Genomic DNA, 12,480 nt, shown 5'->3' on the forward strand with positions numbered 1-12,480 from the left:
AACGGCGGCCATTGTAGACCGCCCGAGCCCTGCCGTCAGGTCAGGCGCACGTATCCACTGCCTGAGAGGCCATCGGGTCCGCCTCGCGTGCCTGACCACCGTGATAATGCTTGGGAACACGCGGCAGGACCCCTGTCAGCAGGGTATAGCTGATGGTGTCACAACTGGCGGCCACGCGATTGACCTCCAATCCCTCGCCCCACAGCACCACGCGAGAACCGACGCCCGCTTCCGGCAGGTCGGTGATGTCCACCGTCAGCATGTCCATCGACACCTTGCCGGCCAGCACGGTTTCCTGGCCATCGACCAGTACGGGGGTCCCGTCCACCGCATGGCGATCGTAGCCATCCCCATAGCCACAGGCGACGACACCGATACGTGTCGGACGCGTCGCCACGAAACGTCCGGCATAGCCCACCGGCTCGCCGATGGCGATCTCGCGTACGGCAATGATGGCGGAAGACAGGGTCATCACCGGCTTCAGACGGCGGCTGGCATCATTGGCCCCTTCCAGCGGGTCCGCGCCGTACAGCATGATGCCGGGACGATTCCAGGCGGCATGCGATTGCGGCCAGGCAAGCGTCGCCGGGGAATTGGCCAGACAGAGTGGCAGGGCAAGCTCAGCGGCCAGCGCTTCCACTGCCGCCATCTGATGCTGGAAATAATCGGGCGTCAGGCTGTCGGCCGTGGCGAAATGCGTCATCAGGTGAAGGTCCTGCGCCTTTCCACTCGCCACCAGGCGTTCCTTGACCGCCCTGGCCTGCTCGGCATCGAAGCCGAGACGATGCATGCCGGAATCGAACTTGATCCAGCAGGATATCGGCCCGGGGAGCGTTGCCGCCTCCAGGGCGGCCAGCTGCCATTCACTGTGGATGGCACACCAGAAGTCATGCTGCGCCGCCAGCTGGTATTCCGATGCCTCGAAGATACCTTCGAGCAATACCACCGGGTGCGTGATACCGCCTTCGCGCAGCGCGAGCGCTTCTTCGATGGTCGCGACGGCAAATGCCGGTGCCAGATCTGCCAGCGCACGGGCACATGCCACGGCCCCGTGGCCATAGGCGTCTGCCTTGATCACGGCGAGCGAGCGGGAATTCGGCGCCAGCTCACAGGCCAGCTGATAATTGTGGCGCAGGGCATCCAGATCAATATCAGCACGCAACGGGCGGGACATGAGGCAACTCCAGACAATGAGAAAGAGGGACAGACACGACGAATCACGCACGGGTGACGCAGCAAGTTGGGACCTGCCAACGAGCGAGCAAGGCACGCACCATGAAAAGGAGGCGGCCAACCGGAGCAGGCGTTCTCCAGCCATCAATTATTTTCCATCATCGCGCCAAGGTCACGGTGAAAACCACCAAACATCAAGCCAACTTCTTGACGTTATCTCTGGTTTTCATCAAATCAATGGCATATTCCTCCAGACAAGCATCACAGCTGTTGTCCTTCACGCTTCACGGCGAGATTTCTGCCCCCCCGATACGCGAACACCCCCACCGGCAATGGCCGATGGGGGTGTCAGGAGAAGTCGGTCAGGCCAGTATCAGATCACTGGGCCGGGCCATCCAGCTCGGTGTCGTCTTCGTCCTGCAGAACCAGTGATACCTGACGATCGCGCTTGAGGCTCTCGTTCAGATCACGCACGGTGTTGACGTCGATGATGCCCGCCGCCTGGCGCAGGTTGAGCAGATCCAGCACGTAGGTGTAACGCGAGGAGGCATAGTCCGCCAGGGCCTGATAGAGCGCCTGCTCGGCATCCAGCACATCGACGATGTTACGGGTACCGACTTCATACCCCGAGCGCGTGGCTTCCAGCGCGCTGCGGCTGGAGACGATGGCCTGCTTGCGCGCCTTGACCGTCAGGACGTCGCTGCGGACCTGACTGTAGAGCGAACGCACGCTCTGGGTGGTGGAACGCTGCTGGTCCAGCAGGTCGTACTGGCTCTGCTCCAGCAGGTGCGTGCTCTGGCGTACCTGCGCGGAAGTGCGACCACCGGTATAGATCGGCAATGACGCCTGGATACCGATCTGGTTGTATTCCTGATATCCCCCGGAGGATGCGACGTCGGTTTCATCATAGGAGTAGGTCGCGAAGGCACCGACTTCCGGCAGATGACCGGCACGCGAGGTCTTGACGTCACCCTTGGCGACATCGACACCCTTCTGCGCGGCACCGATCAAGGGATTGTTGACCAACGCCATCTCGACCCACTTGCCACGACTGGCGGGCACCGGCGCTTCGATGGCGAGATCCTCTTCCAGCCCATCGATGGAATCGTATTGCTGGCCGGTCAATTGCTGAAGTGCCTCGAAGCTGACCTGCAGGTCGGCTTCCGCGGCAATCCGCTGGGCGCGTGCGTCATCAAAGGACGCTCTGGCCTCCTGGACATCGGTGATCGCGATCAGCCCGACCTCGAACTGCTGATTGGCCTGATCCAGCTGACGGGAAAAGGCCTTCTCCTGCGCGATGCGCGCATCCAGCACATCCCGGTTGTTGAGGATGGTGAAGTACGCGGAGGCCACATCGTACAACAGCTGCTGCTGATCGGAATCCAGCAGCAGTTTCTGCTGCTCGGTACTGTCCTTGCTGGTCGCCAGCTCATACCAGTCGGCAGCGTCGAACAGCTGCTGATTCACGTTGAGCACGATGTTGCTGTCGGTGTAATCCCCTTCCACACCGCTCTGGGAATTGCCCGTGACATCGGTGCGTGACACGGTGCCGGTGGCCGATATCTGTGGCAGCAGATCCGAAAGCTCGATCCGCTCGTTGTCCTCGACGCTCTGATACAGAGAGCGAGAGGACGACAGGCTGGCATTGTGGGTCAGCGCATCACGGGTAATGTCGAGCAGATCGGCAGCCTGGGCCTGGGTCGCGAAACCCATCGCCAGCACCAGAGGCAGTATGCGTATGTTGGCCATGTATGCGTATTCCTGATCGGTAACAGTCAGTCGTGACCTGCATGATGCGCCTAAGGCACCAAGGCAAGGGGAGATAAGGTCGTTTCACGGGCCGGCTGATGACGGCATCAGCCCCTTCGGGGGCGGGTCGTGGAAAAAGGACTCAGTCTAATCGTCGCCTTGCAAGGCGTCCAGTTAGTTGGCTAACTTCATTTGCCTTACAGCGTTTCCACCCCAGCAACAATGCAACACGGCCCCGGTGTCGAATCATATGCACCGTCATCTTTCTGCCAACCCCATAGCCTGCCAAACCAATGCTCAGAAAATATGAAAACGGCCCGCCCGCAAGCGGGGGGCCGTTTTCATGTCGTGTTGCATCCACTATCCAGCAGGATGTCACGGATATCGGGCCAGACGATGACAGCTGCCAGTCCCGTCAATGACATGTCAGCGAATCATTCGAAGATGGATTCCAGCGACAGGCCCTGTTTCTCGAGCATGCGACGCAGTTTCTTGAGCGCCTCGACCTGAATCTGACGCACTCGCTCACGCGTCAGACCGATCTCCTCGCCGACCTCCTCCAGCGTGGCGGCTTCGTGCCCCCGCAGCCCGAAGCGGCGTACCACCACTTCCATCTGCTTGTCGGTCAGCTCCGCCAGCCACTCATCGACATGTGCCTTGACGTCGACATCGACCAGACTGGACTCGGGGCTGGTGTCATTTTCATCGGCGATCGTCTCGATCAACGGCTTGTCACTCTCGCCGCCCATCGGATAGTCCACCGAGGACACTCGCTCATTGAGCCCCAGCATCTTCTTGACCGTCTCCACCGGCTTGTCGAGGAAATCGGCGATTTCCTCAGCCGTCGCCTCGTGGTCAAGCTTCTGCGTCAACTGGCGAGCAGCGCGCAGATAGATGTTGAGTTCCTTCACGACATGAATCGGCAACCGGATGGTGCGCGTCTGATTCATCAACGCGCGCTCGATGGTCTGACGGATCCACCAGGTGGCGTAGGTCGAGAAGCGGAAACCGCGCTCGGGGTCGAATTTCTCCACCGCGCGTATCAGGCCCAGATTGCCCTCCTCGATCAGGTCGAGCAGTGACAATCCGCGATTCAGATAGCGCCGCGCGATCTTGACCACCAGACGCAGGTTGGATTCGATCATGCGCTGCCGACCGGCAGGGTCTCCCGCCTGCGCCAGTCGCCCGAAATAGACTTCCTCTTCCGGTTTGAGCAATGGCGAGAAGCCGATCTCGTTGAGGTAGATCTGCGTTGCATCCAGGCTCTGGTAGTGCTTGCGCTCTTCACGGTTCAGGGCGCGTTCGAATGCCGCCTCTTCCGCTTCAGCCTCAAGCGTATCGTCTTCCTCGACATCATCGAGGGACAGCTCCACCTCGGCCTGATCGATATCCTTTTCCAGCATGCTCATGTCGATACCCCGTTGTCTCTGGTCTGGTGCCAGGAACTTCTTGTTGTGGCAGCGGTGGACGTCAGCGCTTGGGCAGGAACTTCAAGGGATCCTTCGGCTGCCCATCCTCGCGGATCTCGAAATGCAGCTGCGCACGTTCGGCGTCAGTGGCTCCCAGAGTGGCGATTACCTGTCCGGCCTCGACAACATCATTCTCCGAGACGCGGAGGCTGTCGTTGTGGGCGTAGGCACTCAGATAACGGTCATTGTGCTTGAGGATGATGAGGTTGCCGTAACCGCGCACTCCACTCCCCGCGTAGACCACAATCCCCGGCCCTGCTGCCTTGACAGGTTGCCCCTTTTGACCAGCGATATCAATGCCGCCCGTCACACTCTCGGACTCACCGAATTTGCCGATGATCTCGCCTTGCGTAGGCCACTGCCAGTCAACGTTTTTTACCGGCACATAGGTTTTCTTGGCCGGTGCCGCCTCGGGTGTGGCGCCCGCAACGTTGGTCCCCTTTTCAACCTTGTCGGAGGCACTTTTCACGTTTGCCGCCGCCTTGTCACGCTCGGCCTTGGCCGCTGCCAGCTGCTCGGCCTTCTCGCGATCCGCCTTCTCCTGCGCCGCCTTGCGAGCAGCAGCCTCGGCCTCACTCGCCCTGGCCTGGGCATTGCTGCCGGCACTCTCCAGTGCCTCGCCGGCTCGGGAAGCTTCGTCCGCGGCCTGTGCACGCGCAGACTCCGCCAGCGCCTCTTCACTGCCTTCCTGATACACGGGCCCCGGGCCGACGCCCGCAGCAGCGGCCGCGCCCGTGGCAGCCGCCGCAACGCCGCCGCTACCGGTGGTCAGGGACTGCGCCTGGGAAGCACGCTGCTTCTGCTGAGCAATGGCCGACTCATCCGGAGCCAGCCAGTCCGGCACCTCGCCGCCGCTGGCGATGGCGTCGTCGCTGCCGCCAAGCCCGGTCGCCACCACGCCCGTGCCTGATGCCGACCCCGATGCCGTGCCGGCCGTACGGGAGATGCCGGCATTTGCGGGCAACGGTGCCTGAGGGTCGAGGCGCAAAGTCTGCCCGGGCTGCAAGGTGTAGGGCGGGCGCAGGCCATTCATGCGCGCCACGTCACGGAAGTCCTGGCCACTCTGCCAGGCGATGCCATAGAGCGTGTCACCGCGCTGAACCGTATAGCTGTCTGCGGTGATGCGTGTCGTGCCACCACTGAGATCCTGGATCTGCGGACGCGTCGTGGCGGTACTGCACGCCGTCAGAGCGCCCAGCGCCAGACCCGCCAGCGCCAGCTTGAATCCCTTGTCCATCATGTCAGGCATGTTCCTGCTCCTTGCGGGAATCACTGGAAGAATCATCCGGTCCTGAGCGCTCACCCGCGAACCAGACCAGCAGGATACCTGCCAGCATCAGGGCAAGCGCCGCCCACAACTGGGCAGGCTCACCCGTCACGCTGGTATAGGTCTCCGGCATCATGAATTGATAATCTAGCGGTACCTGCTCCCCCTTGGGGCCCAGTCGATAATCGGTGATCGTGCGCCAGGGCCACAGCACCGGCAGCGAGCCGAGGATGAAGCCGACCAGCAGCATCAGTGTCGCGGTGTGATGGTGACGAAACAACCATGACAGTACACGCGAGAAGGTGAACAGTCCGATGGCGCAGCCACTTCCGAACAACAGGATCAGCGTCAGATCGAAGCTCTTGATACCTGTCATCACGGTGCCATAGAGGCCCATGGTCAACAGCAGGAAGCTGCCGGAAACGCCCGGCAGCAACATGGCACTGATGGCGATGGCCCCCCCGGCGACGATGACCCAGGGCGCATCAGTGCCCGCTGGCAGAAGGCTGGGCAGCTGACTGGCCAGTACCAACCCCAGCACCAGCCACACCAGATACCCGACCCTGAAGCCGGTAATGCGCCGCGCCACGACCACACCGGAACACACCACCAGACCGAAGAAGAAGGCATTGAGCAGCAGCGGCTGCGCCTCCATCAGCCAGGTGACGAGGTGCGCCACGCTGATCAGGCTGGCGAGAATGCCGGCGGCAAGCGGTAGCAAGAACGCCAGATTCAAGTGCTGCCACAACGCCTTGACGCCCTGTTGACGCCAGACACCGATGGCGGAAGGTCCGAAGCGCTTGATGGTTTCGATCAATTCTTCATAGATGCCCGTCACGAAGGCTATCGTGCCTCCCGAGACACCGGGCACGGCATCGGCTGCGCCCATGCCCGCCCCCTTGAAGAACACGCTCAATGCTCGTTTCACCTGATCACTCCCTCGAGCAACGGCACGAAGCGCACAGCCTCGAGCCGCTGAATATCCTGAGTGTCGCCGACGTGGCGCACTCGTGTCAGCCATTGACGATCACTGCCGTCTTCCGCCAATGGCACGATCATCACTCCCTCCGGTGCCAGCTGCTGGAGCAATGCCTGCGGCAAGTGCGAGGCACATGCCGTCACCACCACCAGATCAAACCCCGGCAGGGTCACCGACTCCTGTGCGGCCGTCTCACGCGCCGTGGTCTGCCAGCCGTGCCCGCCATCGGCGTGACGCAGCTGGACATTGTCCAGCCCGAACCACTCAAGCCGCTGCCGGGCACGCAGATGCAACAAGGCGATGCGCTCCAGCGAGGCCACCTGACCGAACAGCCGCGCCAGCAGCAGGGTCTGGTAGCCCGAACCGGTGCCGACCTCCAGCACCCGACACTGCTCGCGCGGGCGCGGTGCCGAGGCCAGAGCCAGCTCCGTCATGCGGGCATGCATGTAGGGCTGCGACAATGTCTGCCCCTGCCCCAGCGGCAGGGCGGTATCCTCATAGGCGCGATGCGCCAGCGCCTCATCGAGAAACAGATGGCGCGGTTCCGCCGCCATCAGATCCAGTACCCGCTCGTCCTGGATGCCAGCCTCTTCCAGTCGCGTGACCATGCGATCACGCGTTCGTTGAGAGGTCATGCCGATACCGCTCAACTGCGCGGCATTCGGGCGCTCCAGGCGCATGGGCACCGGTGGCGATGAGGTTCGAGTGGCCGACGAATCCGCCATGGCTTGCCCACTCTCAGACTGCACTGTGGGAAAACCGTTCTGATACACGTCCTTCATGACATCGAATTACATCCTGTCGACCGACGCGCCTGCGCCGGCTTGCTGATCGATCCCCGACACCCCTGACCGCCAGGCGGTGGCGCGCGAGGTCAACTCAGTGCTTCCAGCCACTGCTCCACATCCTGACGCGCCGCATGGGAGGTCAGGTCGGTCATCAACGGCGTGATGGACACATAGCCGGCCGCGATGGCCGCGAAATCGGTGTCCTCACCATCGTCGACTCCGTCCCCGGCCAGCGCGATCCAGTACCGGGTGCGCCCGCGAGGGTCCTGCACGGCGATCGGTGCGCCCGCCGGACCACGATGCCCCTGACGCGTGACGCGAAATCCGCGGATCTCGTGCCAGGGAACATCCGGCACATTGACGTTGAGCAGCGAACGCGGCGGCAAGGCCAGCGTCTCGGCCGCGCCGACCAGACTCGCCGCCACACGCCCTGCCGTCTCGAAATGGGTCTTGCCACACAGCGACATCGCGATCGCCGACATGCCCAGCGAGCGGCCTTCCATCGCCGCTGCCACAGTGCCGGAATACAGCACATCGTCTCCCAGGTTGGCACCGTGGTTGATGCCGGAGATCACGATATCCGGTTTCTCGTCCCAGACACCGTTGACCCCCAGATAGACGCAATCGGCAGGGGTGCCGTCGACACTGTAGAAACCGTTGTCCATCGCGGACAGCATCAGCGGGCGACTCAGGGTCAGGGAGTTGCTGGCACCCGAACGATCACGGTCCGGTGCCACCACGCGAATTCGCGCGTGATCACACAGCGCATCATGCAGGGCCTTGAGCCCGGGGGCATGTACCCCATCATCATTGGAAAGCAGAATCTTGCGCATCGTCTCACCTGTTCATGTTCATCGCGGTGTCATGTCGTGGCGCACGCTGGGCAGGCCGCTACAGCAGCGGGTGGGCAATCAGCTCACGCAACAGGCCGGTGGCGAAGCTGCCGCGCGGAAGATCGAAATGCAGCCACGCACTGGCCGCAGTCGCCTCGGCATCGGCCTGGGTCGGCGTGATGGCCCACTCCAGGCGGGCATTGGCAGGCATCAGGCGCAGTGGCCGACGCTCGGCCTTCACGCCAGCCTTCTCGAGGCCGTCACAGAGCTGGGGCCAGCTGGACGCCAGCACCTGCTCAAGCGCCGCGACCTGCGCATGGGACTCGCCACGGCCGGTGCCCCACAGCGGGCCCGTGGGGTGGATATCCCCGTCGGCAAGGCGCCGGGTCAGCGTCTCGACAGCTTCGCTGCCATCTGTGACGAAGCGCGATCCCGTCCCGCCGAGCGCGAACACCTCACCGCTCAACGCCGTCGCCCAGCAGCCAGCCTTGAGACGCGCGGCCAGCACTTCGTTGAACAGGAAGCTGCGCGCGGTGGACAGCAGCATGCCGCTGCGATCATCACGCTTGCGCCAGCCACGTATCAGTACGGCGCGTGCACGCCCCAGGTTATGCCCCTGGTGCCCGAAACGCTGCGGACCGAAATAGTTGGGCACCCCATCGCGTATCAATGTCTGCCAGCGAGTCTCGAAATCCGGATGGGCCACGGCCTCGCCGCTCACTCGCAGCGCAAAGCGATTGCCGCGATGCACGCCACGCTTGAGCTTGCGCGGGTGCCGCACGCTGGCCAGCACGCGGGCCCCCTTCTCGGCCAAGGCCTCACTCAGATGCTCAGGGGCTTCACGCCCCGGCAACCATACCGAGACCCACTGCTGGGTAATCGCCTGCTTGTCCTTGAGTCCCGCCACGCCGATGTCACGCGGTGCCACGTCACAAAGACCTGCCAGTTCGCGGCACAGCTCGTCAGTGGTCAGACCGCGCTTCTCGATCCAGAGCCACTGGTGCTCCCCGTGACCTTCGGGCACGAAGTCCATCAATTCCGTGACGCGAAAGTCTTCCGGCGTGTGTCGGAAGTCACCTGCGCCCAGCGGGCCCCCATGGGCATGCGGCCAGCGCTGCATCAGCTCGGCTTCCTTGACCCATGGCTCGCTGCCGGCGGCTTCCAGTGCCGTTCGCGCCGCGACAGACAGCGCATCGGACTCGGGCGGCTCAGACATGGCATTCACTTCAGACATGCTCGGCTCCACCCGCGGCGGGCAGCCTGCCAAGCACCGCCACGGCCTCGGCGGCGATGCCTTCCTTGCGACCGGTGAAACCGAGACGCTCGGTAGTGGTGGCCTTGACGTTGACGACCGCCACCGGCACACGCAGGTCCTCGGCGATCACCTCACGCATCGCCTGGATGTGCGGCGCCATCTTGGGGGCCTGCGCCATCACGGTGAGATCGACATTGCCGACCCCGAAACCAGCGGCATTGATCAGCCCGACGACGTGGCGCAGCAGGCCGCGACTGTCCGCCCCGGACCACTCGCTGTCGGTATCCGGGAAATGCTTGCCGATGTCGCCCATCCCGCAGGCCCCGAGCAGCGCATCGCACAACGCATGCAGCAATACATCGCCATCGGAATGCGCCACGAAGCCGTGTTCGTAGGGGATCTTCACGCCGCCGATCATCAGATGATCGCCGTCTCCGAAACGGTGGACATCGAAGCCATGCCCGATGCGCAGTGACATCGGGACATGCCCGGAGGTCGCGGGGGAGGTCGTGGAACTCGAAGTGTCGGGGGTCACGGGATGATCCATCATGTCAGGCAGGTGTCCGGGGTCTGTCGGCGTGATCCTCGCGGGCCGCCAGCAACAGGCGCGCCATGGCGAGGTCTTCCGGATGGGTGATCTTGAGATTGTCGCGCGCCGCGGGCACCAGCACGGGGGATCGTCCACAGGCCTCGAGTGCCGAGGCCTCATCGGTGATGCGCTCGGGCTGCTCCGCGAGGGCGGCACGCAGCGCCGTGCGCAACAGGCCCAGCGGAAATGCCTGGGGCGTGAAGGCATGCCACAGCCCTGTCCGGGATTCGGTATGCGCGATGCGCTGCGCTGAGCCCTCGGTACGTTCCACGGCATGGCTCAGCGCAGCGGCCCGCTTCATGGTGTCACTGGCGGGAGCGGCCAGGATGGCGCCGTCATCACTCTCGCGTGCCGCCTTGACCAGCGCCTGGATGTCGCTCTCGCGGACACAGGGACGCGCCACATCGTGTACCAGCACGAGGTCATCATCACTCGCCACTCGGCTCAGACACTCGAGTCCCGCCAGCACGCTGTCGGCACGCTCGCTGCCACCATCGGCGCGCAGCCACTCCTGCCATGGCACCATCGTCGGCGTGAAATAGGCATCCTCCGCGCCCAGCACCAGACACAATCCGGCCTCGGGCAATGCGCGCCTGAGGGTGGTGAGGGTCGCCTCCAGGACACTGCCGCCGGGCGTCAGTTCCAGATACTGCTTGGGACGATCAGCCTGCATGCGGCTGCCCACGCCTGCGGCGGGCACCAGATACCAGAGACGCGGCGCCGGGGCACCATTCATGCGAGTCATGGGTTGAGCACCTTGGGCAGGCCCTCTTCCAGCCCCTTGCCTTCCAGCGCCCCTTCCGCCACTTCATCCGCGGACGAGACCTGGCGCTTGGGTACCTCGACGTTGGGCACCCACAGGAACTGCTCATCCTTGCGCACCATGCCGAGATCGTTGCGCGCACGCTCCTCGATGGCCGCCAGACCATTCTTGAGGTCGACCACTTCAGCGCCCAGGCGTTGATTGCGGTTGTCCAGCTGCGCCGCTTCCCTGGAGAGCTGCTGCACGCGGGCACGGATGTCGAACAATTCGGTAACGCCATTTTCGCCCCACCACAGCCGGTACTGGAGCAGAGCCAGCAGTAGCAGCAGTGAGATATTGATCCATTTGAGCATGGCAGTGTCCTTGGCCGTTGCAGCGGGCATTATGCCATCATCAGGGGACGCCGCGCAGGCTCTGCCACGCTTGACTGCGTCCTCGCCAGCGCACGTCATTCCCTGGGGCGATTGGCGCCCTGGCGCTCATCGCCCGTCACGTCCCTCAAGGAGGCCCACCATGTACAAACTGGCATTCTTCGTTCCACACGAAGCACTGGAAGGTGTCAAGGAAGCGCTTTTCGCCACGGGTGCCGGACGCATGGGCGAGTACGAGGCCTGCTGCTTCGAGACGCGCGGCACGGGGCAGTTTCGTCCGCTGGCCGGTGCCAATCCGCATATCGGCGAACGCGGCACGCTGGAACGTGTCGAGGAGGTCAAGGTCGAGATGGTGTGTGAGGACGCGCTGATTCGCACGGCAGTGGCCGCACTGCGCGAGGCGCACCCCTACGAGGAAGTGCCGATTGACTGCTGGCGACTGGAAAGCTTCTGAAGGTGTGATGCCCACCCCGGTCACGCCGTCAAGCGACGGCAGGTCCCGGGGTGAAGCCTGACCACGGCCCGCTCAGTGCTTGGGCAGATGTGTCGTCTTGAAGAAGCGCTCGCGCGTCTCGAGATCGATCTGTTCCAGATGCAACGGGAATTCGCCTTCTCCCTGGCGGGCACGACGGTCCTCGAAATAGCGCCTCAGCGTCACTTCCATGGTCGGGAAGGCCAGTGACTGCCAGGGAATCTCCTCTTCGGCGAACAGCGCCACCTCGAGACTCTCGATACCCGCGGAGAAATCACTGGTCAATTCGGCGCGAAACAGCATGTAGACCTGATTGATGTGCGGCAGATCAATCAGGGTGTAGAGGCCCTGGAGATTGACCTCGGCCCCAGCTTCCTCACGCGTCTCGCGGGCAGCGGCCTCACTGGTGGTCTCCGCGTTCTCCATGAAACCGGCCGGCAGTGTCCAGTACCCCAGGCGCGGCTCGATGGCGCGGCGACACAGCAGCACCTTGCCATCGCGTATCGGCAGGGTACCGGCGATGATGCGTGGGTTCTGATAATGGATGGTGCCGCAGCTATCACACAGGTAGCGCAGTCGATCATCTCCTTGTGGCACCGCCAGACGCACCGTCTCACCACAATGGCTGCAGTAGTTCATTCGCTCTCCCGTGAAACTCTTGAACGCCGATGCCCGGGCTCGGCTTCTGGAAATGGTGCCGCTGACTCGGCCGGCTGTCACCTCACATCTTGACCGCCTCACATCCCACGCCACAAGATGAAGGTCAACGAGG

13 protein-coding genes are annotated in these 12,480 nt (G+C 63.3%); 1 reads left to right on the forward strand and 12 read right to left on the reverse strand.

The window, feature by feature from the left end; translation table 11 throughout:
• Positions 1 to 40: 40 nt before the first annotated feature.
• The 11 genes from alr to ftsB form a co-directional block, all read right to left on the reverse strand.
• The gene (gene alr / locus OW493_RS09860) at positions 41 to 1,174 is read right to left on the reverse strand and encodes an alanine racemase (RefSeq protein ID WP_191237542.1); all 1,134 of its coding nucleotides are present in this window, start codon (positions 1,172 to 1,174) and stop codon (positions 41 to 43) included.
• A gap of 377 nt (positions 1,175 to 1,551) precedes the next feature.
• On the reverse strand, positions 1,552 to 2,922 hold the full coding sequence (locus tag OW493_RS09865) for a TolC family outer membrane protein (protein WP_077375077.1): 1,371 nt from the start codon (positions 2,920 to 2,922) through the stop codon (positions 1,552 to 1,554).
• A gap of 434 nt (positions 2,923 to 3,356) precedes the next feature.
• On the reverse strand, positions 3,357 to 4,331 hold the full coding sequence (gene rpoS, locus OW493_RS09870) for an RNA polymerase sigma factor RpoS (RefSeq protein WP_077375080.1): 975 nt from the start codon (positions 4,329 to 4,331) through the stop codon (positions 3,357 to 3,359).
• A 61-nt stretch (positions 4,332 to 4,392) separates the two neighbouring features.
• Positions 4,393 to 5,640 carry a peptidoglycan DD-metalloendopeptidase family protein gene (locus tag OW493_RS09875; protein ID WP_289863999.1) on the reverse strand — a complete coding sequence of 416 codons (1,248 nt, stop codon included), beginning with the start codon at positions 5,638 to 5,640 and terminating at the stop codon, positions 4,393 to 4,395.
• Positions 5,633 to 6,586, reverse strand: coding sequence for a DUF368 domain-containing protein (locus OW493_RS09880; protein WP_240499669.1), 954 nt, complete (start codon positions 6,584 to 6,586; stop codon positions 5,633 to 5,635). Before OW493_RS09880 ends, OW493_RS09875 begins: the two co-directional genes overlap by 8 nt.
• Complete coding sequence (locus tag OW493_RS09885; RefSeq protein WP_084209621.1) at positions 6,583 to 7,317, reverse strand: protein-L-isoaspartate(D-aspartate) O-methyltransferase; 735 nt, start codon at positions 7,315 to 7,317, stop codon at positions 6,583 to 6,585. The genes OW493_RS09880 and OW493_RS09885 overlap by 4 nt, the downstream gene beginning before the upstream one ends.
• Positions 7,318 to 7,511: 194 nt before the next feature.
• Positions 7,512 to 8,258, reverse strand: a complete 747-nt coding sequence (gene surE / locus OW493_RS09890) for a 5'/3'-nucleotidase SurE (protein ID WP_136938778.1) — start codon at positions 8,256 to 8,258, stop codon at positions 7,512 to 7,514.
• 58 nt (positions 8,259 to 8,316) lie between these two features.
• Complete coding sequence (locus OW493_RS09895) at positions 8,317 to 9,492, reverse strand: tRNA pseudouridine(13) synthase TruD (RefSeq protein ID WP_354670152.1); 1,176 nt, start codon at positions 9,490 to 9,492, stop codon at positions 8,317 to 8,319.
• Positions 9,485 to 9,991: a 2-C-methyl-D-erythritol 2,4-cyclodiphosphate synthase gene (ispF, locus tag OW493_RS09900; RefSeq protein ID WP_169477230.1), complete on the reverse strand. Its 507-nt coding sequence runs from the start codon at positions 9,989 to 9,991 to the stop codon at positions 9,485 to 9,487. Before ispF ends, OW493_RS09895 begins: the two co-directional genes overlap by 8 nt.
• 73 nt (positions 9,992 to 10,064) lie before the next feature.
• Positions 10,065 to 10,847, reverse strand: coding sequence for a 2-C-methyl-D-erythritol 4-phosphate cytidylyltransferase (ispD, locus tag OW493_RS09905; protein WP_289864000.1), 783 nt, complete (start codon positions 10,845 to 10,847; stop codon positions 10,065 to 10,067).
• Positions 10,844 to 11,218: a cell division protein FtsB gene (ftsB, locus tag OW493_RS09910; protein WP_077375092.1), complete on the reverse strand. Its 375-nt coding sequence runs from the start codon at positions 11,216 to 11,218 to the stop codon at positions 10,844 to 10,846. Before ftsB ends, ispD begins: the two co-directional genes overlap by 4 nt.
• Before the next feature lie 160 nt (positions 11,219 to 11,378).
• On the opposite strand from ftsB, the gene OW493_RS09915 reads away from it, so the two are divergent.
• Positions 11,379 to 11,690, forward strand: coding sequence for an NGG1p interacting factor NIF3 (locus OW493_RS09915; RefSeq protein WP_084208043.1), 312 nt, complete (start codon positions 11,379 to 11,381; stop codon positions 11,688 to 11,690).
• 72 nt (positions 11,691 to 11,762) lie between these two features.
• Here OW493_RS09915 and OW493_RS09920 read toward each other — a convergent pair whose 3' ends face one another.
• Positions 11,763 to 12,347, reverse strand: a complete 585-nt coding sequence (locus OW493_RS09920) for an NUDIX hydrolase (protein WP_084208042.1) — start codon at positions 12,345 to 12,347, stop codon at positions 11,763 to 11,765.
• Between the last annotated feature and the right edge of the window lie 133 nt (positions 12,348 to 12,480).

It is taken from the genome of Cobetia sp. 14N.309.X.WAT.E.A4, from assembly GCF_030397495.1.
Taxonomy (GTDB): domain Bacteria; phylum Pseudomonadota; class Gammaproteobacteria; order Pseudomonadales; family Halomonadaceae; genus Cobetia; species Cobetia marina.

Excerpts from the sequence above, each read along its gene's own strand:
- alr (WP_191237542.1), bottom strand. The coding sequence starts at position 1,174 with ATGTCCCGCCCGTTGCGTGCTGATATTGATCTGGATGCCCTGCGCCAC.
- OW493_RS09865 (WP_077375077.1), bottom strand. The coding sequence starts at position 2,922 with ATGGCCAACATACGCATACTGCCTCTGGTGCTGGCGATGGGTTTCGCG.
- rpoS (WP_077375080.1), bottom strand. The coding sequence starts at position 4,331 with ATGAGCATGCTGGAAAAGGATATCGATCAGGCCGAGGTGGAGCTGTCC.
- OW493_RS09875 (WP_289863999.1), bottom strand. The coding sequence starts at position 5,640 with ATGCCTGACATGATGGACAAGGGATTCAAGCTGGCGCTGGCGGGTCTG.
- OW493_RS09885 (WP_084209621.1), bottom strand. The coding sequence starts at position 7,317 with ATGCGCCTGGAGCGCCCGAATGCCGCGCAGTTGAGCGGTATCGGCATG.
- surE (WP_136938778.1), bottom strand. The coding sequence starts at position 8,258 with ATGCGCAAGATTCTGCTTTCCAATGATGATGGGGTACATGCCCCCGGG.
- OW493_RS09895 (WP_354670152.1), bottom strand. The coding sequence starts at position 9,492 with ATGTCTGAAGTGAATGCCATGTCTGAGCCGCCCGAGTCCGATGCGCTG.
- ispF (WP_169477230.1), bottom strand. The coding sequence starts at position 9,991 with ATGTCACTGCGCATCGGGCATGGCTTCGATGTCCACCGTTTCGGAGAC.
- ispD (WP_289864000.1), bottom strand. The coding sequence starts at position 10,847 with ATGACTCGCATGAATGGTGCCCCGGCGCCGCGTCTCTGGTATCTGGTG.
- ftsB (WP_077375092.1), bottom strand. The coding sequence starts at position 11,218 with ATGCTCAAATGGATCAATATCTCACTGCTGCTACTGCTGGCTCTGCTC.
- OW493_RS09915 (WP_084208043.1), top strand. The coding sequence starts at position 11,379 with ATGTACAAACTGGCATTCTTCGTTCCACACGAAGCACTGGAAGGTGTC.
- OW493_RS09920 (WP_084208042.1), bottom strand. The coding sequence starts at position 12,347 with ATGAACTACTGCAGCCATTGTGGTGAGACGGTGCGTCTGGCGGTGCCA.